The 23990-nt window shown below is 39.2% G+C and carries 18 protein-coding genes and 1 pseudogene; 3 read left to right on the top strand and 16 right to left on the bottom strand.

The window, feature by feature from the left end; translation table 11 throughout:
• Positions 1-310: 310 nt before the first annotated feature.
• Positions 311-871, bottom strand: coding sequence for a GNAT family N-acetyltransferase (locus tag FIS9605_RS0105995; RefSeq protein WP_231510246.1), 561 nt, complete (start codon positions 869-871; stop codon positions 311-313).
• A 351-nt stretch (positions 872-1222) separates the two neighbouring features.
• Between FIS9605_RS0105995 and FIS9605_RS0105990 the strand changes: the two genes are divergently transcribed.
• Positions 1223-1429 (top strand): hypothetical protein, encoded by a 207-nt coding sequence (locus tag FIS9605_RS0105990; RefSeq protein WP_026731775.1) that lies wholly within the window; start codon positions 1223-1225, stop codon positions 1427-1429.
• Positions 1430-1435: 6 nt separating this feature from the next.
• Here FIS9605_RS0105990 and FIS9605_RS0105985 read toward each other — a convergent pair whose 3' ends face one another.
• From FIS9605_RS0105985 to FIS9605_RS0105920, 13 genes are all read right to left on the bottom strand, one after another.
• Positions 1436-3604 carry a GumC family protein gene (locus FIS9605_RS0105985; protein WP_026731774.1) on the bottom strand — a complete coding sequence of 723 codons (2169 nt, stop codon included), beginning with the start codon at positions 3602-3604 and terminating at the stop codon, positions 1436-1438.
• 81 nt (positions 3605-3685) lie between these two features.
• Complete coding sequence (locus tag FIS9605_RS0105980) at positions 3686-4846, bottom strand: DegT/DnrJ/EryC1/StrS family aminotransferase (RefSeq protein ID WP_035139417.1); 1161 nt, start codon at positions 4844-4846, stop codon at positions 3686-3688.
• Positions 4847-4906: 60 nt separating this feature from the next.
• The gene (locus tag FIS9605_RS0105975; RefSeq protein WP_026731772.1) at positions 4907-5665 is read right to left on the bottom strand and encodes a class I SAM-dependent methyltransferase; all 759 of its coding nucleotides are present in this window, start codon (positions 5663-5665) and stop codon (positions 4907-4909) included.
• A 100-nt stretch (positions 5666-5765) separates the two neighbouring features.
• A complete protein-coding gene (locus FIS9605_RS0105970) occupies positions 5766-6893 on the bottom strand; it encodes a glycosyltransferase family 4 protein (protein ID WP_026731771.1) in 1128 nt (375 codons plus the stop codon).
• A 52-nt stretch (positions 6894-6945) separates the two neighbouring features.
• Entirely contained in the window at positions 6946-8022 is a 1077-nt protein-coding gene (locus FIS9605_RS0105965) for a hypothetical protein (protein ID WP_026731770.1), read from the bottom strand.
• A gap of 155 nt (positions 8023-8177) precedes the next feature.
• Positions 8178-8816 (bottom strand): sugar transferase, encoded by a 639-nt coding sequence (locus FIS9605_RS0105960; RefSeq protein WP_026731769.1) that lies wholly within the window; start codon positions 8814-8816, stop codon positions 8178-8180.
• Between the two features lie 44 nt (positions 8817-8860).
• A complete protein-coding gene (locus FIS9605_RS0105955; RefSeq protein ID WP_197036004.1) occupies positions 8861-10198 on the bottom strand; it encodes a glycosyl hydrolase family 28-related protein in 1338 nt (445 codons plus the stop codon).
• Positions 10199-10358: 160 nt separating this feature from the next.
• Positions 10359-11498, bottom strand: a complete 1140-nt coding sequence (locus FIS9605_RS0105950) for a glycosyltransferase (RefSeq protein WP_026731767.1) — start codon at positions 11496-11498, stop codon at positions 10359-10361.
• Between the two features lie 49 nt (positions 11499-11547).
• Entirely contained in the window at positions 11548-12363 is an 816-nt protein-coding gene (locus tag FIS9605_RS0105945) for a glycosyltransferase family 2 protein (RefSeq protein WP_026731766.1), read from the bottom strand.
• 92 nt (positions 12364-12455) lie between these two features.
• Positions 12456-13685, bottom strand: a complete 1230-nt coding sequence (locus FIS9605_RS0105940) for an O-antigen ligase family protein (RefSeq protein ID WP_197036003.1) — start codon at positions 13683-13685, stop codon at positions 12456-12458.
• Positions 13686-13690: 5 nt separating this feature from the next.
• Positions 13691-14998 (bottom strand): lipopolysaccharide biosynthesis protein, encoded by a 1308-nt coding sequence (locus FIS9605_RS0105935; RefSeq protein ID WP_026731764.1) that lies wholly within the window; start codon positions 14996-14998, stop codon positions 13691-13693.
• Between the two features lie 107 nt (positions 14999-15105).
• A complete protein-coding gene (locus FIS9605_RS0105930) occupies positions 15106-17145 on the bottom strand; it encodes a polysaccharide biosynthesis protein (protein WP_026731763.1) in 2040 nt (679 codons plus the stop codon).
• 1807 nt (positions 17146-18952) lie between these two features.
• On the bottom strand, positions 18953-19138 hold the full coding sequence (locus tag FIS9605_RS0105920) for a hypothetical protein (protein ID WP_026731761.1): 186 nt from the start codon (positions 19136-19138) through the stop codon (positions 18953-18955).
• 666 nt (positions 19139-19804) lie between these two features.
• Between FIS9605_RS0105920 and FIS9605_RS0105915 the strand changes: the two genes are divergently transcribed.
• Positions 19805-20080 carry a hypothetical protein gene (locus FIS9605_RS0105915; RefSeq protein ID WP_026731760.1) on the top strand — a complete coding sequence of 92 codons (276 nt, stop codon included), beginning with the start codon at positions 19805-19807 and terminating at the stop codon, positions 20078-20080.
• Positions 20081-20709: 629 nt separating this feature from the next.
• Here FIS9605_RS0105915 and FIS9605_RS0105910 read toward each other — a convergent pair.
• The gene (locus FIS9605_RS0105910; protein WP_026731759.1) at positions 20710-21978 is read right to left on the bottom strand and encodes an HhoA/HhoB/HtrA family serine endopeptidase; all 1269 of its coding nucleotides are present in this window, start codon (positions 21976-21978) and stop codon (positions 20710-20712) included.
• Between the two features lie 516 nt (positions 21979-22494).
• Between FIS9605_RS0105910 and FIS9605_RS0105905 the strand changes: the two genes are divergently transcribed.
• Positions 22495-23223, top strand: a complete 729-nt coding sequence (locus FIS9605_RS0105905; protein ID WP_026731758.1) for a hypothetical protein — start codon at positions 22495-22497, stop codon at positions 23221-23223.
• Between the two features lie 2 nt (positions 23224-23225).
• On the opposite strand, the pseudogene FIS9605_RS36360 reads toward FIS9605_RS0105905, so the two are convergent.
• Positions 23226-23819: pseudogene (locus FIS9605_RS36360) on the bottom strand (Uma2 family endonuclease).
• Positions 23820-23990: the final 171 nt, after the last annotated feature.

Below are 23990 nucleotides of genomic sequence, written 5' to 3'. Positions count from 1 at the left end.
GGAATGTATTTAGAAGAAAACCTTTTGAAACGCCTGTTGAGGAAGACTTTCAAAGTCGTAAACTTCAGACCGCTGAATTGCTTTTAGCTAAATTGTTCTCACTTATTTTTACGACTCACCTCCCCGGACGGCTATTGAGCTAAAAATTTAATATTTTTTTTACTATCCTAGAGTTTTTCAGTTTTTGCATAATCTGTCAATGATAAATCGTCAATACAATGTTGTATGAATTGATATCAGCATTGTAGTTAGGTTGGCACAAACAAAGTTAACTAATGGCGATCGCCAACTGAAGCGGTGAGACATGGCATCACATCAAGGTCTTTCGCATGGGAATAAATTCAATGTCGATGCCATCGCTAATCTTATATACAACGCGATCGCTGCCAATGTACCCAAGTGTGCGATATAGTTTGACACCTGGAAGTGTTGCCATCAGTTCGAGTGTGTGAAAGCCGTTTGCTTTAGCCTCGGCTTCGCATATGTGCAGTAATGCCCGGCCTACCACCCGGCGTGCCCAGTTTGGATGCACGAAGAAAGCACGAATCTTTGCTGGCTCTTGGCGTGGATCGAGCATACCAGTTTCGCGCTGTGCATAGCGATCGCTACCGAATAGCGTTTTTCGCTTGCTCCATCCTCCACATCCAATCAGTGTTCCGGCATGTTCAGCAACAAAGTACGTCCCATCATAAATGAGATCGGTATCAACACCAAACACTGCTGTAATAGCCGCTTCAATCTGCTCGTTAGTATAATCTTCGCGACTTAAACCACGTGCTGAATCAATAATGAGTTGCTCGATTTGGGCGCGATCGCCAAGACGTGCTGTTCGTAGTGTAAAGTTTATCGCATCACTCTCATTTGCTATCAACTTTAACCTCACTACAAACTAGATTTGATTGCGGGTGATTCTTTTAAAGATAATAACTCAGCGGCATATAGAACTTATGGCGTTGCTGAATCAAGATATGAATTGTCATTCTGTAGACGCTTGGTGCGGCTACTCTACGAGAAGGGCTGCGCCCTACGGTGCAGGGTGCGGAACTTTGTGGAGCGAAGAATCTTGACAGATGCTTCGTTTCGCTGCGCTACACTCAGCATGACAAAATCAAATTCATACTTCAAATCAGCAACGCCGAACTTATTATGATAGCCTGCAACTTCTAAATCTGCGTTGCTTAGTAGTAGACTAAATCATTAGTGGGCGTTGCATAATTGCGGGATGATTTTGGAATTTGCACCAACGATAATCACCGTGTCCCCGTGTCCCCGCGTCAGCCTCAATCATCCCATTATTCAGCAACGCCCTTTTTTGGTGACAGAGTGCGATCGCTCTCAAATTACACGCACAATGCAAGCATTAAAATTATCTCCAGCATTGACCTTGGGTTGCGATCGCACTACAACACACCTCTTAGCTTACTGTTGAGCCTTATTAAACTGTCGCCCTAGCACCTTCTTGCAAATTGTATTCCTGGAAAAAGTAGTAGCTGTGGTGTTCATTATTGGGAATAACTCCATTTACTACCTGTCCTAGGACATTCTGGCCAGATTTTTCCAAAAGTTCTATAGCAATAGCAGCATTAACAGAATCCACTACCCCCGGTCGAACTACCAACAAAACACCGTCAGCCATTTGGCCTAAAGTTGCAGCATCAGCAGCAAGTGTTAATGAGGGAGCATCAATAATGACGAAGTCGTAATTAGCAGCAAAACTTTCAATTAATCCAGCCATTTTTCTGGAGTCAAGGAGAGATGCTGGAGACGGAGGTACTACACCAGCAGTCAGAACATCTAAATTATTCATCACGTTGTTGATTGCTGTCCCGACTTCTACCTGTCCGACAATTACATTACTCAAACCCTGAGTATTATTCAGTTCCCAAATTTTGTGTTGAACTGGACGGTGCAAATCTCCATCTACTAATAAGACTTTGTGCTCCATCTGAGCCATTGCAATAGCTAAATTGGCAGCTACTGTTGACTTACCTTCTTTGGGTACGGAACTAGTGACAACGATAACTTTTAACTCTTTATCGGCACTCATGAATTTTAAATTTGCCCGCAGCATCCGGTAAGATTCACTGATGGGTGAGCGAGGAAAATCTCGCATCACAAGTCTTTGGCTATAAGACTCCGATTCTTCTTTGGCGCGAATCGATATTTTCGCCTTGCTGGAGGAAGGAATAAGTCCTAATACAGTCAGTCCCAATAATTCTTTTGCCTCATCTACAGTCCTAATTGATTTATCTCTTGCTTCTAGTAGATAAATAGTCACCAAAGTTGCCAGAGTAGCCAGTAAGCCTGCGGCTAGGTACGAAAGCATGGCAGAAGAAATAGGTTCTTCAGGAACTATGGCTTCGGACATCATGCTGGCGTTACCTACATTTTGATTTTCAGCTATGCGGCTTTCTTGTAGCTTTTGTAGCAGAAGTGAGTAGGTAGATTGCGCGGCTTGCACTCTACGTTCTAACTGGCGCTGTTGTTGCTCTAATCTCGGCAGACTGTTCAGGCGTTGCTTATACTCAGCTTGTAATTTAGATAAAGCAGCAGCTTGACTTGTAAAACCCAGACGAGCTGATTCTAAGTCCACAAGCTTGGCGGAGAGTTGCTGTTGCAATTGTCCTAGCTGAAAGTTTTTATTTGGCTTTAGTTGAGTCGTTCCTGCAACTTGTTTTATTCTTTGTTGCAGTATTCCTTTTAACGAGCTTAATTTATCTTCTAAACCGATGATTTCCGGATGATTGTCTTGTAAAACAGTGCGCCTAGTTGCCAGTTGTGATTCAAGCTGTTGGATTTCTTTGATAATATCTTGCACCCCTGAATTCTGGCTAAGGGAAGTCATAATTACCGCCTGCTGGGAACCCATCCCCAATTGGTTGCGGATCTCTCTAGACTGTACTTCGACATCAGCAGCTTTAGATAGAGCCTCACTCATTTGCGTTTGCAAATCGCCGATCACTTCCACTGCTCTAATAGCTTCTTCCTGTAAGGAAACTACTTTGTTATTTTCTTTAAATTGCGCGAGTTCGGCTTCTGCTTCACGGACAACTACTTCCGCTTTTGGCAGTTGCTTTTCTATAAATTTCCGGACAGCTGCTGCTTCAGCTCGGTTGAAAGATATATTACGTTCTAAATAGACAGCCATCAGTGTATTCACAACTTCTGCTGCTGTTTTAGGGTTTGTATCTTTGTAAGAAACAGCGAGAATATCGCTTTCCTTAACATGAGTTGCAGTAAACCGTTTTAGAAACTCTTTGGGTTTGAGGAGTTTACCTTTTTTATCTTTCAGTTGGAGTCTTTTTATAGTTGTCTGTACGACACTAGTAGAACGTATAACCTCTGCTTCTGTAATCAGAGGATTACCGGTTTGTGTTAATGGCTCCAAATTTCCTATTTCTTTTCCTAAACCTGTGACAGAAGAAGTTGTATTTTTCTTTTGTAATCGGATTGCTCCTTCAGCGACATAAGTAGGTTTTTTCAACGATGCAACTAGGACAATCGTGCCAAAAACAGTTAAAAATACAGCTAAGGCTGGTAGCCAACGCTGTTTGACGCTCAGCCAATATCGATCAATTTTTATAGAAGATTCAAAGGTTTCCATAAAATAAATTTTATATTTTTCAGTTGCAATTACTATTAGAAAAAAGCAGAATTGATGAGTAATAGCTGTGATTTAAGTATTTTAAATACACAGTGACGTTTGAGTTGGAATAGTGTTTTTGTGAACTGCTGCGATCGCACTAATCACTCGCTGCAAATCTTCATTTGTCAGATTAGAGCCAGAGGGTAGGCAAAGACCGCGTGCAAATAAATCTTCCGCGACTGTACCGCCAAAATACTCACATTCAGCAAACACAGGCTGGAGGTGCAAAGGCTTCCACACAGGACGAGCTTCTATTTGCTGTTCGGCTAGTGCTAAACGGACTTGTTCTCGATTTGCGCCAAAAGTCTGTGGATCTATGGTTAGACACGTTAACCAGCGAGTCGCACGTCCAAAACTTGCTTCTGGCATAAATTCCAATCCTGGCAGATTTCCTAAAGCCTGCTGATACACTTCAAAGTTGCGTCGTCTTGCTGCTACTCGCTCACTCAAAACCCGCAATTGACCGCGACCAATACCAGCTAAAACGTTACTGAGACGATAGTTATAGCCAATTTCCGAGTGTTGGTAGTGGGGAGCGGGATCGCGTGCTTGCGTTGCTAAGAAACGAGCTTTTGCTACTAAATCTGCGTTGTCGGAAACTAACATTCCGCCACCAGAGGTGGTGATGATTTTATTGCCGTTGAAAGAGTAAATGCCAATCCGCCCGAAAGTTCCAGGAGAACGTCCTTTGTAGGTAGCACCTAAAGCCTCGGCGGCATCTTCAATTAAGGGGATGTCATACTGATTGCAAGCTTTCAAAATCGGGTCGATATCTGCACTTTGACCGTACAGATGCACGAGCAAAACTGCTTTGGGTAATTTGCCAATGTGGGCGCGGTACTCTAGCATTTCCTGCAACAAGTCAGGATTCATATTCCAAGAAGTGCGATCGCTATCAATAAAGACTGGTTTCGCCCCAAGATAAATAATGGGGTTAGCAGTAGCAACAAACGTCAGAGTAGAACAAAGAACCTCATCCCCAGGCTCAACCCCAATTAATTGCAAAGCCAAATGGATAGCCGCAGTACCAGAACTGACAGCAGCAGCATAGCCAGCACCAGTGACCTGACAAAATTCTTGCTCGAATGCTTCTATGTGAGGACCAACGGGGGCAATCCAGTTCGTGTCAAATGCTTCTTTGACAAATTCTAACTCTTGCTCACCCATGTGGGGTGTTGATAGAAGAATACGCTTTTCCATTGTTATGATTATCTGTGGTTTTATTATCCAAACTGCTAATTTTTTAAATGCTAATTTGAATCATTTTTTACATACTAAATATAGCATTCCTTGAAGCATATCCTGATTTAAAGTTCCTAATGAAACATGTAGAATTTCTTGATTAACCTCAAAACCTGAACCAAGTGCAACTATTTCAAAATTAACTTCTGTCGCAAGTTTGTATATTTCTTCAACCTTATACCAATACATATAAGGTTGTTGATCAAGAAGTGCGTTTAAATTAGGTTTACCACACAGCTTTAATCTGGGAATATATTGAATTGTTTGTTGAGATTTATAAATAATTCTTAAAAGTTTTATATATCTTAAATAGAGGTTGTAAAAAGGATTTTTAACTCTATCATGAAAATTTAGAAATGAAAAAATTGCTGTACCACCTTTCCTAAGAATACGGTAAGCTTCCTTAAAAGCATTCAATCTTCCTATTTCATCCTCAATAGAAGATATTATTTGCTCAAGATAAACTAATTGATCAAATTCACAGTCTTTATAGTTTAATGCAGTTGCATCTTCAACAGAAAAGCAGATACTACCTGTAGTGTCTTTTTTTCTTGCTTCCTCAATGAATTCAGCTACGTAATCAAAGCCATAAAGTGAAGTAAAACCTAAGTTTTGCATTCCGAAGAGGATTCTACCTCCTGCTGTCCCGGCTTCAAGAGTTTTGCCATTTTTATCTAAATATGTTTCGATCAAAAATTTTTCTTGGGGTGACAAATTTTCCGAATGTGCCCAGTAATCAAATTCTATATCCCTATAGACTTCCTTATTGCTGATCATTTATACAGTCCTACAGTTCCTTATGTGATTTGAAAGTGCTTTTTTAAAGACTCAAAAATTTGCTAGTGTACCAAACTTAGTTCATCTCTACATAAATTATTTATGGTAAAACTTCCTTATATACTGCAATTGTTTTTTCCAGCATAGTTTTTTGGGTAAATTTATTTTTTGCAGTTAACAAAGCAGCTTCTGCCATCTTATTTCTGAGTCCTTTATCAGCCAACAATTGTTGCAATCGCATTGCTAAGGCTTCATAATCCTCAAATAGCACAATAAAGCCATTATTACCATCTTCAATCTGTTCGTAGGCACCTGCTGCTGGTGTTCGCACAGGCACGACTCTACAAAGCATCGATTCAACCGTAACTAGTCCAAATCCTTCCACTCGACTTGGTAACACTGACACATCTGATGCCCAAAATACTTCTCGACTGTCTGTATGTCCGATGAAGCGCACCAAATCACTTACACCAGCTGTCGCAGCTTGCTGAACAAAGGCTTTTTTCATGCTTCCTTCCCCAGCAACTAGAGCAATAACATCACAACCTTTAGCTCGCAGTAAAGCCAATGCTTTGATTAGGATATCATGTCCTTTCGTGTGTTCAAGACGTGCAACAATGGAAACTACTTTGTCTTCTTGACCAAGGTTCCATTTTTGGCGGGCATGACAACGTTCTGCTTCTGTTGGTGGACGAAAATAAGAATCATCTACTCCGTTGTATACAAGTCGAATTTTCGAGGGTGAAACTGACAAATTATGAATCAAGTATTTACTAGTATCAGCACTAATTGAGATACATCTGTCTCCCCAAAAAGTAGTAATTTTGTGCAAAAAGCTATCAGGTAGACCTTCAATATGAATCGTGGTGACAAAAGGTATTTGATGCTGTAATTGAATTGCACGTACATAGGGGCTGGTTGACCGATAATGTACATGAATAATATCGGGATTAAATTTACGGACAACAGCGTCCATTTTGAGATAAGATTTGCCAGCACGGATGAAATCCCCAACACTGAAAGAAAGGCGGGGGAAAGGAACATCCAAGTGAGGTATTCCATTTGATTCAAAAGTTTTCGGCCCATAGGAATGTTCTCCAGCTTGTCCACCACTCGCTATAGCCACATTCCAGCCCAAAGACGCGAGTCCTCTAGCAAGGTTGAACATGTGAGTTGTTACACCACTAGAGTCTAGAAATTTAGCTACTAATAATACACGCTTATTCATAAATATAATCCTATGTTTAAATTGAGTGGAAAATCTCTCTATTTTCTGGTTCTTAGGTAAGGGCACGATATGCCGGAAAAAAATTAGAATTGAGAAGGGTTTCTGGCTGAGTTTTTAACGTTTTTGCTCTCAAATTCACTAAATGAAGATATCTTTCTTCGTCTACAATCAGACGCAGTGTTAAAAATTGGTGTCTTTGCTTAGAAAAGCCTGCCTTAAAATGATAGAGACTATCTTGGGCTGCACCAAGTCCACCGCCAAGATGGAATATCTGATTGCCGCGTTCTTTAGCCCAGTATCTAACATAATCAAACATGAGTTTGCTTGGTGCTTGTTTTAAAAACTCGTTTTTTGTGCCCCCAAGATGGTATTGCACAATTCCACAGCATTCTGTGAAAATTCCAGCACAAGCAAGTTTGCGATCTAACTCTACAAAACCTAAATATATTTTTGAAGATAAATTAGTTAAACCAACAAAATATTCGTAGTCAAAAAAATAAGTCTCTTTTGCATTTACCCGCTCCATAGTTTCATAATAGACTCCAATAAAGTCATCTATGCTAGATTGATCAAATAGAACAATATGTGCATTAAATCCAGCACGTTTACAGCGATTTATATGATTTCGGTGTTCTGGTCGAGTTTGCTGCCAAATTTCTGCCTCAGACAGCATTAAATCTACAGATACTGTCACTCCAGTCGCTTGGCACACGTTAGGAGAAAATTTTTCTTCACAGCCATTATTAAGTATGGGATGAAGCCGCAAAAACACAGAACAAATATGATTGTTATGGAATATATCTTGGAGTTGATTGAGAGCATTTGTTTTAAAATCATCACTATTCATTGCAGAATCACTCAACAAAAAACCACCATAACCATAAGGTGATAAAGCATCAAAAACATCAGCAGTATTAAAATTATCAACAAATAAACTATTGCAATTACGCAATAAATAGGGCAGGAACAAGATTTTTTGATTTTCTCTTATTAAAATGGCTTGTGGAATTGTATTTGTTCTTATTGATTCTACATACAAATATTCAGGTATATGATAGATATCATGGCGTATTCTTTGTAGTGTTTCTAGCCACAGTGGATTTGACAAATCAATGATATTAACATCCATTTTAAAGCTCCATTTTGAAGTTTAATGTTCTAATAAAATAAACTGCTCTAGTAATCCTATTTAAATGGTTGTGGATTATCTTTGTGTTCTACATTAGTGAATACTACAGGGCAAAAGAAAGCTTCCACATTAAATAGGATTACTATATGAAGTAGCTAATTTTCTTTCATTTGACCTATAAATTCTTCAGCTGTAGCGTATCCTTCTTGACTAATTCCTTCTTGTTGCAAAACTTTAAACACAGTCAAGAAAAGAATTTTTAAATCTAACCACAAACTCCAATTATCGATGTACCATACATCTAATTTGAATTTTTCTTCCCAACTAAGGGAGTTGCGGCCTTTGACCTGAGTTAAACCCGTGATACCTGGTTTGACTTCGTGGCGGCGTGCTTGTTCAGGGGTGTAACGGTCAAGATATCTGACTAATAAAGGACGAGGGCCAACGAAACTCATGTCTCCTCTAAGTACGTTCCATAGTTGAGTTAGTTCATCTAAACTGGTTTTACGAAGAAATTTACCAAAGGACGTGAGGCGTTTTTCATCAGGAAGAAGATTTCCTTGGGCGTCGCAATCATTAGTCATAGTGCGAAACTTGTAGAAGGTAAAAATATAAGAATTCTTTCCGGGACGGGGTTGAGTAAAAATAACTGGCTGACCCATGCGGAAATAAATTGCGATCGCCACTATCAGTATTACAGGAGAGAAAATTAACAAAGCAATGGCAGCTACTACTCTATCTGCAATTTCCTTGATGAGAAGTTGTAACTTTTTATTGGTATGTATTGCACCCATAGATAAATCTCCTCAATAATACATTCATTCTCATTGATTGAAAATTATGAATTTTCACCTGATGAGCTAATCACCAAGTAATCTGGATTTGTGAGATTTTTTTCTACTATTCCCTGAGTTTCGCTAGCAATAGCAGCATCAAAATCTGGTGATATAAATCCACCATCAATGATGAGTTGATTGTTATTAGTTTTTGAATCTTCTCTCAAGTAAATTGCGTAGGTTTTATCTCCAGATTTAATATTACTATCTACCCTAAAGTAGCAGTCTTTATAAACTAGTAATTGGTTATTCTGTTTCTCATAACTTGGATGTTGCCACCAGACATCAGCTACGCTAAAAAAACTGTATTTTTTTTCAGTTATTTTTCTTGTAGCGTAAAATTCACATTTCTCAAATGAGACATTATAAGGAAATAAAATTCTGTTTGTGATTTCATCATTTGCACCTATTTTAAACTTGCAATTAGTAAATTGCATTTGTGAATTGCGACTGAAAAGTAAGAAAGGAGCATCAGAGATAATGTTATTTCCTACAACTCTCGAACCTTCTTCAACACTTATATCAAAATCACCATCAATCAAATTAATATTTTCAAGTTTTATATCAACCTGAAAGCTATTTCCATAACCTTTACTATCAACCTCTATATCAAGTCCTGTATTATCAATCTTGCCTCTTGTGGTCAGATTATAAACTTCGGCAGATGAATACCCACCCGTTAAAACAAAACCACCACGAAAGACATCTATAGCTTCACAGTTGGCAACTTTTACATCTACATTTGTGTAGACAGAAATACCATCCGCAACTCCATTTTTGAAAGTACAGTCTTCAATAATTGCCTGTAATTTTCCTGGAAATTTGGGATTTCCCATCAAAAATATAAAATGTGCTTGTTCCAACTCGTAATTTTTGTACGCACCTTGATTTTTGCTATTGCCATCGAAGGTGAATCCTTTAATGATTAAAGGTTTTGAATCTGTCTCTCCTCCATACAAATTATTTTCAGTTGTAAAAGTTCTTGTCCATTTACCCTGCCTAGGAGGTCTTTTAATAGTGGCTCCATATCCCTGATAGGTAATGTTTTCTCTAATATTTACGGATGTTAGGACATAAGTCCCAGGAGGAAATACAATTGTCCCTCCTCCTTGCTGATAAACATTATCTACTGCTGCCTGTATGGCTTTGGTATCATCAGTTATTCCATCTGCCTTGGCATGGAAATCTTTGACAACATCAAACATGGTTTGTTTGTCATTTTGCTGAGTAACAGCATTCAAATTAACTGCTAATTCGATATTGGAAATACCTTCATCAGCATTAGAATAAATAACATCAAAAGCTACTGTTGGCAGATTGACTTTAACCGCTGGTTTCACCTTGATGCATTGGAAAACCAATATGGTGAGCAAGCCTAAAACTAGAAATAACAAAAATTTAATTTTGTAAAGAAGATTGATGTTGAATCTTCTTTTGTGTGACATTTATCAAATTAACCTCTAGATCAAAAATGCTTGATTCAGAAATGAAACTGCAAACTTACTTCTGTAAAACTTCAGCAAACAAAGCCTGGTATTGCTGTAAGATATGTTCCAGCTTATAAGGAACTATCTGTTCCTGTCCGCATTTGCCCATAGACTTAGTTTCTTCTGGATGATCTAGCATCCAAGACATTGCTCGAGTAAATCCCTCAACATCTCCTACCTTGACAAGGATGCCACAGCCTCCTTCTAGCAAGTCCTTGGTTCCACGAATCTCTGTACCAATCGCTGGAGTTCCCATGCACAATGACTCCATGACACAATTGGGAAGCCCTTCCTGATCGGAAGCAAGTATTGTTGCAGTAGAAGCTAACATCAGAACTGGAATATCTTTGCGAAGCCCAAGAAAATGCACTCTATCTTGAATATCTAACCGAGATGCTAACTGCTGCATCTCATCGAACAATAATCCAGTTCCAGCAAAAGCCAAATGTGCATCAGTTCGCTCTAACCGAGCAAATGCTTTTAAGATATCCCAAGGACGCTTGCGAGCAATAAACTCAGCGACTGACAAAAAAAGAGGTGCTTCTATCGGTATTCCCAACTCTTGGCGTACCCGTACTACCTCAGCTTCAGGAATAGCATTAGGGTTGAAGCGAGCGACATTTAATCCTGTTCCTGGTATGTAGCGGACTCGTTCATCTGGAACGAGATGATAGCGCTTTGCAGCCTCTTCATCCTCACGATTCACTACTACAAGATAGTCAGTCCATTGCCCAGCCAGCTTCTCTAATGTAAGGAATATAGCGTTTCTAGCTGCTGCACCCCCGCGATAGAAGTGGAAGCCTTGAGCGGTGTAAACAATTTTCAGTTTTCCCTGCTTTCTCAAACCATTCAGAGCAAACCGGGTTACAAAAGCAGCTACTGGCGTAGAGACAAGTACTAGATCGTACTTCTCTTTTTCCACTACCTTCTGGATTTGTTGTAATGCAACCATGAGGTTCTGTGGCTTGAGAGGATTGCGCGATAACTCCACATCCCAGACTTGATTGAATGCCTTTAAGCATTCAGGACTAGCTGAGATTTCCTTAGCCATGCCATCAACCCGCCAGCCTTGAGACTGAAAATGATGGGTAATAGGAATAAAGAAGGCACGGAGTGTCGCCGGAATGGTTGTGACGATTAAGAGGCTTTTCATAGTTCACCACTTAATTTTCAAAGGTGGAAATTTATTAGTTCTAAGTGAATTAAGTACTTAATATTTGTTTATCTTGGTGGCAGATATATACTCGCCTGTAATGTTTTGCCAAAGACCAAATAGATAATATGCTCCACTCAAACAAATTGATATATCCAGATTTCCAAAGTCTCCTATAGATATCTGATATATCTGCTTTCAGATTCAAAAGATTTTTTGTTAACCCACTCTCTCCAAATGGAGACTTAAAGCTATAGGTAGCGCGGAAGTTGAGAACAGCAGATTGATTACCATTCAATACAATTTCCAGCCAAAGTAAATAATCTTGACAGTATTTTAGGGAAGGACAAAAGCGTTCTTTAATACTACGCTTCATCATAACAGAAGATGTGCAAAAAACATTAGAAAATAGAAGTTTATTTTTGGAGATAAAATTAGCTTCTATATTTTCTGATATGGTTTCATGGTTTAATCGAACGTCTGGTTTATTAACTAAACTATGATGTCCAGATAGCATAATTTCAGGATGTTTAACCATCCACGCATACTGACGGGCAATCTTTTCTGGATGCCAAGCATCATCAGAATCAAGAAAGGCAATATAGTCATGAGATGCTATATCCCAAGCAACATTTCGAGCAACTGAGACACCACAGTTTTTTTCTAGAGCAATAACCTTAATCCAGTCTTTGCCATAATCATCCTGCAACTGCTGTAAAACCCTAAGCGTATCGTCTCCACTGCCATCATCAACAAGAATAACTTCGGCAGGTCGAAGAGTTTGCTTGGCTACAGAATCAACTGCTCTACGTACTGTACCAGAGCTACGGTAGCATGGAATGATTACACTCACAGAAGCCATCATCTTTCTAAATCCTGTTGATTGAATTACAAATGCTTTTTTACTAAATGAAATGAATTATTTTTGAGAAAATTTAAATCATTGTTTTAAGAAATCTAATAGTTCTTTGAGAATCGCTGATGATTTTTTGAGTGTGTGCTAAATTCTAAGATTGTCAGCACATAGAACCACAAAATAATATGGCGCAACATATAGGCAAAGGTAGTGTATCCTACTACGGATATCAAGGCAGCAACTAGAGAGATATAGCCTTTTTTCCAAGCTTTCCAACCTACCCAAAACAGAAGAGTAAGATAGCATATTAGCCCGATAATTCCAGAACTTGCCGTCCAGTCGATAAATGCATTATGCGCTTCTTGAACATAGAAAATTGGCTCTCTTTCACCTGAATGAGCACCAGGGCCAAGACCAAATAGGGGTGAACGAGATATAGAATCAATACCATTTGCCCATAACTTCAGTCGATCTTCACCTTGAGAATTACTATCGTAGACTTCACTGGCAATAGCATTTATTTTTTCAGAAAAAATAAATGCTGATATTAAACCTATCAACAGCATTATCAATAAAGTTATCTGTTTGAAAATTACAACAATAAAACCACGAAAATGAGTTTTAGCATAATTTGTAAGAGTTCGATATATATATGAACAAAATAGGAAGAAGATTGCTATGTACCAACCAAAACTAAGTGAATCGCTTTGCGTTCCAGAACCAATCATGAAAGCCAAAAAAATGCTTAAAGTATACCATTTTTTTTCATGCTTTTCTTTGGTTATTTTATATAAATATAAAGAGAAAAAAGGAATTGCTGTAGATAAAAAAGCAAGCTGATTAGGATTATTCGACCAACCCTGAAATCGCGTAGATTCATACCAAGTTTGAAAAAATGGAATACGTACAGGAATGAAGAATAATATAGCTTGAACAAAAATTGTGAATTTAATAAAACGTGAAAGTATTTGATGAATAATTTGTTTGTCTTTTTGAGACGATATTGAAATGATAAATAAAATAGAAAAAAGAGATGCAAATACAAAAGCAAACAAATCTCGTAAAGGCCCTGGATCTAAGACATCCATAAAATAAGCTACAAGCATACCCAAGGTAAGGCAAGTGAAGACAGCTATCCAAAAAAAGATAACTATCTTCGCAACAGATGTTATTAAATAACTTCGATGAAGCAATATCCTAATACCTACAGATAGCATCCATAAAAGTAGTACTATTTCACCTACTCCAACAGGAATGCCGGGTAATCGTAGTTGAGTAGCAGTTGTGAGAGCAATTGATATAGCTAACCAATTAATTTCCAGATTTGTCATAATTCTCATATCTTGCTTGTACGCTTGTTAAGCGCAAACAATGCATGGTAAATAGCTGCCAAACTAATAACTCCTTGAGCGATCGCAGCCAGCAATAGTGCGATCGCACCTCCGATCAAACCCACTTTTGGTAATAACCAAAGGCTTGCTACAGCTAAGATGACAGTCACAAAACCAAATAAAGGCATTTGGATTCGGAAATATCTGGCTGCTGTCATGCCATAACCTAAAAAGTTTGCCATATATCGAATCCCAGCAGCGATCGCCAACCAAACTAGTAAGTTCGTATATTGAGCATATTCGGGTCGATAAATAAAGGTCAGAACTTGCTTCCCTGCAATCAGGGATACTAAAACCCCTGTACCACCCAGTAGCGCACCAATTCCTACCAACTTGAAGAGAAGCCGAAGAAATAAAATGCTTTTACCTGCTGCATAATATTGCGCCAATCTTGCGACTGCTGATTCTCCCAAAGCTATTACAACCCTGTTACCTATCTCCATCAGATAAGCGATCGCAGCGAAAATACCTAACTCCCACCCTCCTAAGTAATTCTCAATTAGATAATTTGGAATATTACTGTTCAGCGAAACTAGCATCATTCCCAAACCCAATGGCAAGGTCAGCCAAGCTAGCTTTCCTAGCTTTCTTAAATGCCAACGAGGTTTCAGAGTATCTGCCAGCTGAGTTTTTTGGAGTTCCTGACTCTGAAGAATAGGAGAAGGATGACTAAGCAGCAATGCTGTGCGAGGAATGTCGTAGGCAATCAGAACAATCGTTCCAGCACAAATCAATCCGATTACACCCCAAGCCACGCTTCCTGATACATAGACTCCTATCACCAAAAGAAGTAATGACATAGGACCTTTGAGCATCATCGATATTGCAATACGATCCATGCGTTCACGATGCTGAAAGAGTCCATGAAATACATCACTCACTGATTCCACAGCTTTAGCTAAGCCGACAAGTAAGATAACCAGTGCCGTTTCCCAAGGATATATCTTTGAAAAAGCAATCCCGGCAATGATGAGAAGTGCCAATCCGGTTGCAATTAGCCGAAGAGCAAGATAATCCCCAAATAGATACTGTTGTTTAGCATCTGTTGCTTGCACCTGTCGCAATTGGAGATTTGTAAACATGACTACGGGAGCAGTCACCGCAAAACCTAAAGAGAACTGTCCAACCATCTCCGGACTACCGAGTTTAGCCAGCACTACCAGCATTCCCCACTGGCAAGCTGCATATACAGCATTACCAATAAATGTCCAAGAAAAGTTACGACGTAGTGTTAATGGCTGAGTTTTTTGCATATACCTTTATTGGTCTGATTTTCTTCCCAAATGCCTCAATGCTTTCTTGAAAGCTCGGTAGTATCCATGCTTTTTTTGGGATTTATCGTGGTAGTCTAACTACCGATTTATACTCCTGTAGGCTTCATTTTTGCCAATGTATTTTCATTTGAAGTTGCCAATTTATCACTATTTGTTGACGCACTGCTCCCATTATTTCCTAAGTATTTGGGTTGATATCCTGGCACTATTTGTTCAAGTAAAAACAGGATAGAATTTCCATCATTTTTGATTGCTGCTTGACACAAAGCCTCGACTATCATATTCAGACTTTGAGGAATAATTCGACTAGCGTTTTTCACAACCAACAATTTTTCGTGTTCGGTTGGTTCGTATTCCTCTCCTTTAATAAATAATTCCTCAAACAACTTTTCTCCCGGTCGCAAACCAGTGAATACAATATCAATATCTTTGTTGACTTCGTATCCAGAAAGGCGAATTAGTTCTTTAGCTAAGTCAACAATTTTTACTGGTTTGCCCATGTTTAGCATTAATACTTCGCCAGTGCGACCAAGTACTGCAGCTTGTAAAACTAGTTGCACTGCTTCCGGAATGGTCATGAAATAACGACAGATTTCGGGATGGGTAACTGTGATCGGGCCGCCTACAGCAATTTGTTTTTGGAAAGTAGGAACCACGCTACCTCGGCTACCCAAAACATTACCAAAACGTACTGCAACATAAGGCAAACCACTTTTTTGAGCGGCTTGCAGTACCAACATTTCGGCGACTCTCTTGCTGGCACCCATGACATTGGTGGGATTAACTGCCTTATCTGTGGAAATCATCACGAAATGTTTAACGTTGTATTGCAATGCCAAATCCAGTAAATTTTTTGTTCCCAGCACGTTATTAGTAATTGCTTCTGGTGGGTTTAATTCCATCAAAGGAACGTGCTTATGGGCTGCGGCATGAAAAATTACATCTGGTTGGAATCGTTCAAAGGCGTGTTTTAAGCGATGGCGATAGCGAATATCGCCAATGAAGGCATAAATACGCGGGGTATATCGTTGTGCTTTCCCATCTTCTTTCAGCACTTGTATCAGTTGTTCTAATTCTTGCTGGATAACGAATACAGAATTCTCACCGTGCCCTATTAGCATCATTTCAGCTGGGCGGCACTTGCAAATTTGACGGCAAAGTTCGCTACCAATCGATCCGCCTGCGCCGGTAATTAGTGCTTTCTTGCCTTTGAGAAATTGGGAAACTCGCTCAATATCTGTCTGTACGGGTTCGCGTCTGAGCAAATCCTCAATGCGTACATCCCGAATGCTATCTAGGCGTACACGGCCATTGAGGATTTCATGTATGCCAGGTAAAGTGCAAGTATGAGTTCCTGTTCTTTTGCAAATATCGACAATTTCCCGAATAACTCGTCCTGCAACTGTCGGCATCGCAATGATGACTTTATGAATTTGCAGTGAATGTATGGCATCAGGAATTGTGTGGCGATCGCCAACTACAGGTATGCCGCGAATGCGTGCGTTTAATTTTCGGGGATCGTCGTCAATAAAGGCAACAGGATAAAAACCTAGTTGGGGATTTCTTTGCATTTCTTGCACAAGGGAAACGCCTGCACTACCAGCACCAACTACCAATATTCGTTCCCGTGAATTGAATGATGCACGCCCTTGGTAGATTCTTTCCACAGCCCTCACACTGAAACGCAGCGCCCCAATGAAAATACATGAAAGCAATCCATCAATAAACGGCAGCGATCTTGGCAGCTTTTCTAAAGCAACATACGGTATATATTCAAGAAAATTAAATAACAGAGTTTGGACAACAACTGTAGCCGTTACTAGCATGGAAATGTATGTCAGTTCCTCAATGCTTGCATAACGCCAATAACGCCTATAAAAACCAAAACTCCAAAATACACTTAGTTTTACTACTAAAAATAGTATTGTGGCATTTGCTAAATCTGGTTTGTATGATTCCAAAACAAGATTGCCATCTAAACGCAAAAACAGCGCTAACGATGGTGTGAAGAGAAAAACAATAATATCAACAATTAAAAAATGGCGGTTTCTCAGCTTCAACAATTGACACAATAAAGTGTTAATAGACTTTTGTATGAAGTGAGAAAATCTGATTGATAAATTCATAATAATACAAACCTCCAGCGCAATCTACACAAGCATCGGGCTTGGTAGAACAACCAATCTTAAAGCAGAGAAAATATAGTCAATTCGCATGAAAATAAAAAGTTTTCTGGATGCTTCTCCTGGGTTTTATGTGTAAATAAATTAGAGAGAAATCTTGCTTGGTTGATCCTGTCATAGAGTGCGTGCGAAGCAAGCACATACACTCAAATGTATATTTCTCAAAACCTCGACTTTTCAATATCACCCAAACCAAGCAAAATAGTAAAATTTTTCTATTCGGATCTAAGGCTTCTAATTTTAGTGATAACTTCTCTGCAATTCGGCCTTCCTGGCTGTATGTATAGCGCAAACACACACAAAGAAGGTTACGTTAGAAGAACTGAGATCTCAAAGACCATCAAAGTCCAACTCCATGCATGAACAATCACTTATTTAATTAAATTTGAAAACTCAGGTAAACAAAAATAGCCTGAAACTCGATGTGCTGCTAGCAGTTATAACCACAAAGCATATATATGGGCATAATTCCCATAAAGCTTAAAAAAGTCAATGGCAAGCACTAAAATGACTGCCGATGTCATCAAAATAATTTTTTAACACTTATGAATTAGTAGCTTTAGTTGTTGTTAATAGCCGAATCATCAAAGCTACTATTTTTGCGGAAATCATGGTCTTGCTGACTTTATTCAAAAATTAGTATAGCAGCAATCCCAGACAATGGTTAATAGATTGCCTTGTTTATTTATAAGTGTTGTTACTAAATCTGTGTTGTTATTGAAGTAATTGTAGACCGTCAGCCAAGTTAAGAATTTATGAAGCAGACACCACAAATTAGAAGGTTTCTGAGGCTTATAGTAAATGGGAACGTCAGGTTTTCGTGAGTCTACTTTTTGCAGATCACTAATAGATTTTGGCTTAGACAGTAAAATCTGAGGTAACTGCCAACCCGGATAATTCAGGTCGGTAAAATAAGATTTGGTAGACATTAACACTCCACACCCTGGGAATTGAAAATCAAATTACTTTTCAAAAACAGATAGTATCTGAGTCTTTATATTTAAGTTCTTAGAGAAGCAAGTTCTCAACAAGATTCAGATTATCACAAAAATCATTTTCTGCTTATTTTTAGTTACCAAATTTCCCAATTATCGTGTTTATCTCTAATTATTTGTATTAAATGTTTCTCAAATTTAAGCAATATGTTATTAACATCATGCTTGTATGCTTAAGAAAGCATATGTGTGTATTGCATATAAGGATTTGAAGTGATTAAGCAAAGCTTTATATAAGTAATTATCCGGTGATATTTTTTTACAAGCATTGAGATTTTTGAATCTAAAGTTTTAATAACTACTACCCTGATTACTAGTTTTCATTAATATATACTTTGTATATTTTTTTGGGCTTTCAATTTTACTAGATTCAAGTCACTCTAAAGACTTGAGTAATAAAACTAAGTACATAAATACGATAATATAGATATGCTTTATACAATCAATGTGTAGATATTGTCTAGTAAAATTGACTATAGTCAAGTTCATTGATTTTATTTGCTTATATAAAAATCAAAGACACTGATATAAACCAAAAATTTGGTAGCTATCAGTTTCTCTGTTTTTATTACTCAAATAGGAATATAATTTTGTTTAATTCTCTAGAAATATGCTAGTGTAAACAGCACAAGTTTAAAATTTAGCACCTATCTAATGGAAGAATTTTAGATGTGATATAGAATATGTTCCTAGCTACTTGACCCTGGCTGACTACTCCACAACTTGCACCACCAACTGAGAGTATTCATCTGTTACTAAAAGATGATGATTTCATCGACGCGGTAGAGAAATTCGGCGCGGAAACAGGTTTCCATCACTTCCATAACGCGATCGCCCTCACTTGCGCGATCGCCCAAATCAAATAACTCCAGGTAGCCATCATCAAATTCCATCTGAGGACTGATGCCAAAGATCGGCAATTTGGCTAGCTGCTTTGGCAATTGGCATCACCAAAGCGGAGTTTGGAGAGTCTGACGAGGTATGAATTTTGTAGAAGCAATTCATGAATTGCTTCTACGGCAGTAGATTGTAAATCTGATATTAACAGTTTCAAGTGATGCTGCATGGCAGATACAGATGAGTGGCAGCGCCGATTTTATCCACGGTGTTACGCTCTCTGAAATACCATGTCGTTACTGGTTTGCTATCGAGTCGCCGACTAACTGATGGGCGACGTTTAAAACGCTAGTGTTTTTTAAAACATACATTAATATAGTGTTAGCTATATTCTTATTTATATGTACTTTTATATATTAATTTGTTTTTTTGAAAGCCTTTATGTTTAGTGCATTATAAACTTGTAGTACACTGTTAAATTTGAAAATTTGTTTTAAAACTAGTCTACAGTCAAGCAACCTAGTTATAAATAGTTTGGTATAATTTCCAGTCTAATCCCGCTCGGGATAAATTCGGTATAAGTACTGATTTCTCTATCTTCGCAATTCTATTAACATTTATATCTACAAATAAATTAATATTAGGAGATGAAGTAACCAATATGACAGTACAGTATTGTTTTTTACATCTAAAATAAATTGATTTACACTCTGCAATCAATTTATACAGGTCATTTTGCTGAATCTCAGATAACTTAAGGAGTACCTACAGTGAACAAGATTCAATCGGCTTTGGTTATTAGTTACCTGCTGATGACCTGCTATTTTTGTATCAATTGGTTAAGATTTTCTCTCCGCCATCCAGTTTCTTCTCCAGAAGAGAATTTTTTATCTTGGGTGATGTTTGCGATCGCAACTATTTTGTGGCCCTTAGTTATTCCCATGTATTTGGTAAAAACTTGCAAGACAAGACAATTTGAATTCAGTAGTGTAGTCCCTATGCTGATTGCAATCTCTGCGTTTGGTTTAGTATTTTACATGAGCTAGTTGATCTTGGTAGCAATTTTTTAAGAAGCGTTATGATTTGTATTTTTGTTTACTTTGGGGAAGCAGGTCAATCCTTCTATGCTTCACTCTCTAACCCCAAAGGGAATTCTAGCCTTTTCTGTAAACCCTGCCAAAACAGATAATTTAAACACCTCACAGCTTGGCTGGAGTTAAATTCATATTTGTTCTGCTATTCTATTGGATTCTCAGGATGATTGCCTTCTGGAGAAGAATCCAATCTTTGCAATAATAATTCTTCCAATTGTTATTGGTTCAGGAATGAATTGCGTACTGGGTATCGGGGATTGGGGATTGGGGATTGGGCAATATAAGATTTATTAATTCCTAATCCTTAGGGCGTGTTTTCAAACTCTTAGATCCCCCCTAGGGCGTGTTTTCAAACTCCTAAATGTCATTCTGTAGACGCTTGGTGCGGCTTCCCGCAGGGTGCGAAATGAAATGGAGCGTAGACGCGCAGCGGCTCAAGGCAGAGTAGAATCTCGTAAAAATCAGGGTTATAGAGATGCTTCACTACGCTGTCGCTTCGTACCCTACGGGAAGGCTACGCCTACAGCATGACAAAACTGATACTTTGAAAACACACCCTAGTCCCCAGTCCCGCTTTAGATCTATTGCATTGCAGTTGGAAAAGCACCCGATTGCACGGCTAAGTTGAGGTTTTGACCTTGGCGGCGTAATTCTATGCGTAACTCTGCGCCAATTGGGTTATCATTTACTGCCTTTTGTACACTGCTAGCATCTGTAACTGTTTGACCGTTCAGTTTTTGAATTACATCACCAGCACGTATACCTGCCTTAGCGGCTGGTGAATTAGGCATGACTTTCACGACTAACACGCCTTTATCTTCATTCACACTCAAATTGCTGTTGGGATCTGAGTTAATGTTTTGCTTTAACTCAGGCGTCAAGCCTACCATTTGAATTCCTAGATAAGGATGTTGGGCTTTGCCTGTGGTAATGAGTTGATCTGCAATACGTTGGGCTGTTTTGATGGGAATGGCAAAGCCTAATCCTTGTGCCCCCTGGATAATGGCTGTATTCATGCCAATCACTTCGCCACGGTCATTAAGTAAGGGACCGCCGGAGTTACCAGGATTAATGGCTGCATCTGTCTGAATATAATCTACTCGTCTATCGCCAGCACCAATTAGACTGCTATTGCGTCCAGTACCACTAATAATCCCCGTAGTCACGGTATTATCTAAACCAAGAGGATTACCAATAGCGATCGCCCATTGTCCTGGTTGCAGCTGGTCTGAATTACCTAATTTTACCATTGGCAAGTTATTTGCCTCAATCTTCACAACCGCAACATCGGTCAACTCATCTTTACCCAGCACTTTACCTTGAAAGCTGCGTCCATCTTTGAGTGTGACTTTCACGGTATCTGCACCATCAACTACGTGAGCATTGGTGAGAATACGACCATCACCATCGATGATAAAGCCGGAACCAGTACCCCGTTCTACCCGGTTTCCTCGTGGTAACGGCATTTGTCGTCCAAAGAAGCGGCGGAAAAACGGGTCGTTAAATTCCTCCGGCAACCGGGTTGTAACTGTGCGAGAAGAATCAATTCGCACCACGGCAGGGCCAACCTTTTGGACAACATTTGTCACAAAGTTTGGATCTGTACTTGTTGGTATTGGTGGGGCAGCATTTACAGGGGTGACAGCTAAATTAGACGCGTTCTGGGACATTTGCTGGTAGTTGGAAGCTAAATAGCCCCCTGCAAGTGTCATACCAGAACCTAGCAACACCAGCGATAAATTCATAGCTGCCCTTTGCCAAGGTGCAGGATGATGGGGTTTTTCAGCAGAAGGAGTTAATGAAATGTGATTTGATAAGCTATCGCGATCGCGAGGTTCTTTGTGTAACATTTTGCTCTATGGAAATATCTCTAAAGTTACTTCCAATCTAAATATTTTTTGTGAAGCCTTTGTTGCAGAGGTATGGCGCTGATGTGAAATCAGCTATGTTCACGAGTTTGATTATAACACCAAATCACTAATTAATTTAACCCAATCCCCAGTCCGCGCGGCACTAGCCCTCAGTCCCTTTTACTAAATAAAACAACATCAGGAATGGCGATCGCCCACCACCTCCATAACTTCTCTATATGTAGCTATTTGTCACATTCTCCTGGTCGCGTTTCGTGAGTCCCCGCATACCCTTATGTTAGCGGTGCTCGGAACGCCGCTCCACGAAAAAGAACTTCAAGCAGGGATCTTTCTAATTACCAATCCCCAATCCCTAATCCCCAGTTCCTTTTACTTAGCTAACAGTAGTAAGGCTGACTCTAGAAAAAAGTGATACAAGATCTATTTGTAACCATACCCAGAATATTTTGTTGTTACTTTTAATTTGTAACCTCTTACTCTGCTATTTATAGAAAAATGTTAAGACTCTATCATGTTCTCATTGCTGGTATTTTGCTGGTTTTGGTTCCAATGGGAGTAAAATTGGCTGGGTCTGGCTTTTCTGGCAAAAATACACCAAAAGTAGCCCAAACCTCTTCTGCAACTACCCCTAACTCCACTCAGGACAATATTTGGAAAAATCTTTTGGAGAAAACTGCTGCTCCCAGAGATTGGCAGGTTGCGCCTTGTGATGGAAATGCCCCTCTGTTGTGTGTTTCTGCTAACGGAGAAAGTTTGGGAACGGTGGAGATGGGAGTTTATTCGCTAGAAAAACAGCCGAATTTTCAAAAGATGCTCGCTCAAGCTGGTATTGATCCCGCTAAGAATGTGGACTACCAAAATCCCCAGTACCAAACTCAGTTAACAGCAGCACTCAATGCTTGGGTTACTGAACACTATGCTGGTTTAGAAAAAGATCGTAAAGGTAGTTACGGCGATCGCATTACTTTTTCAACCTATCCCCCACAACAAGTACAGGTTGGTAAACTTCCGGGAATGCGCTATGGATTTGTAGGACTGAAGCGCCAAGGTGGGGTACAAGAACAACATCTTGGTTATGTTACCTTTGATGGTAAAAATCTTTATGTCATGACTACTGCTTTTGACCCGGGATCGACAACAGGCAAGTTTGAGAAACTGGAGAATTTGGCAGTTTTTGAACCGTATCTGGATGCGATCGCACGGGATCTGCAATTGCCAAAATAGGTTCAAGAGTCCTCTATCTCTAATTCGTCATCTGTAAGTGTGACATCTTCATACAGTTCATCAATGCTAGTGTAAAAGTCTACACTGGCTAAGTACACTTTGCCTCCCTGGGTAAATGAATGCATCACCCACAGCCCTTCGGTATTGCGACGAAAGCAGTCTATCCGTTGGCGCTTTGTGCTAATTAAAACATATTATTGAAGCGTTTCCAGGTGTTGGTAGTCTGCAAACTTATCTCCTCGGTCAAACGCTTCAGTTGATTTAGACAAAACCTCGACAATCAAACAAGGATAACGTTTGAAAGCAGCAGATTCTCTATCCCTCTCATCACAAGTCACCATCACATCAGGATAGTAAAAAATATTCAGTGACTCAATCTGAACCTTCATGTCAGAGATATAAACCCGACATCCCTTTCCCCGGACGTGGTTTCTCAGTAATGCAAATAAGTTTCCGGCTATGGTGACATGGGAATCGAGTGCTTCTGCCATTGCGTAGACATGCCCATCAATATATTCGTGCTTAATTGGGCTTTGCTCCTCTGTTCGCAGATATTCTTCTGGAGAAATATAACTTTGGTTTTGACTAGCAACCATTGTCATGCTTCTGTTTGGTGCTTTCCAAGTATCTCTAGTTTACTGATATCTATGAGTACCCGTTCGGATAGTAATTATTGATTTCAGAAGACGTTCATGCAAGACTACGGATTTTATCCAACAAAGCGAAACCTAGTGGTCTATCGCATTAGTTTTGATAAGTTGTGAAAG

Origin of the sequence: Fischerella sp. PCC 9605 (assembly GCF_000517105.1) — a bacterium.
Taxonomy (GTDB): Bacteria; Cyanobacteriota; Cyanobacteriia; order Cyanobacteriales; family Nostocaceae; genus PCC9605.
This window is presented reverse-complemented; position numbering and strand designations above follow the sequence as displayed.

Bases quoted from the DNA above. Each gene is read 5' to 3' on its own strand.
- FIS9605_RS0105990 (WP_026731775.1), top strand. From the start codon at position 1,223: ATGATTTTGGAATTTGCACCAACGATAATCACCGTGTCCCCGTGTCCC.
- FIS9605_RS0105985 (WP_026731774.1), bottom strand. From the start codon at position 3,604: ATGGAAACCTTTGAATCTTCTATAAAAATTGATCGATATTGGCTGAGC.
- FIS9605_RS0105980 (WP_035139417.1), bottom strand. From the start codon at position 4,846: ATGGAAAAGCGTATTCTTCTATCAACACCCCACATGGGTGAGCAAGAG.
- FIS9605_RS0105975 (WP_026731772.1), bottom strand. From the start codon at position 5,665: ATGATCAGCAATAAGGAAGTCTATAGGGATATAGAATTTGATTACTGG.
- FIS9605_RS0105970 (WP_026731771.1), bottom strand. From the start codon at position 6,893: ATGAATAAGCGTGTATTATTAGTAGCTAAATTTCTAGACTCTAGTGGT.
- FIS9605_RS0105965 (WP_026731770.1), bottom strand. From the start codon at position 8,022: ATGGATGTTAATATCATTGATTTGTCAAATCCACTGTGGCTAGAAACA.
- FIS9605_RS0105960 (WP_026731769.1), bottom strand. From the start codon at position 8,816: ATGGGTGCAATACATACCAATAAAAAGTTACAACTTCTCATCAAGGAA.
- FIS9605_RS0105950 (WP_026731767.1), bottom strand. From the start codon at position 11,498: ATGAAAAGCCTCTTAATCGTCACAACCATTCCGGCGACACTCCGTGCC.
- FIS9605_RS0105945 (WP_026731766.1), bottom strand. From the start codon at position 12,363: ATGATGGCTTCTGTGAGTGTAATCATTCCATGCTACCGTAGCTCTGGT.
- FIS9605_RS0105940 (WP_197036003.1), bottom strand. From the start codon at position 13,685: ATGACAAATCTGGAAATTAATTGGTTAGCTATATCAATTGCTCTCACA.
- FIS9605_RS0105935 (WP_026731764.1), bottom strand. From the start codon at position 14,998: ATGCAAAAAACTCAGCCATTAACACTACGTCGTAACTTTTCTTGGACA.
- FIS9605_RS0105930 (WP_026731763.1), bottom strand. From the start codon at position 17,145: ATGAATTTATCAATCAGATTTTCTCACTTCATACAAAAGTCTATTAAC.
- FIS9605_RS0105910 (WP_026731759.1), bottom strand. From the start codon at position 21,978: ATGTTACACAAAGAACCTCGCGATCGCGATAGCTTATCAAATCACATT.
- FIS9605_RS0105905 (WP_026731758.1), top strand. From the start codon at position 22,495: ATGTTAAGACTCTATCATGTTCTCATTGCTGGTATTTTGCTGGTTTTG.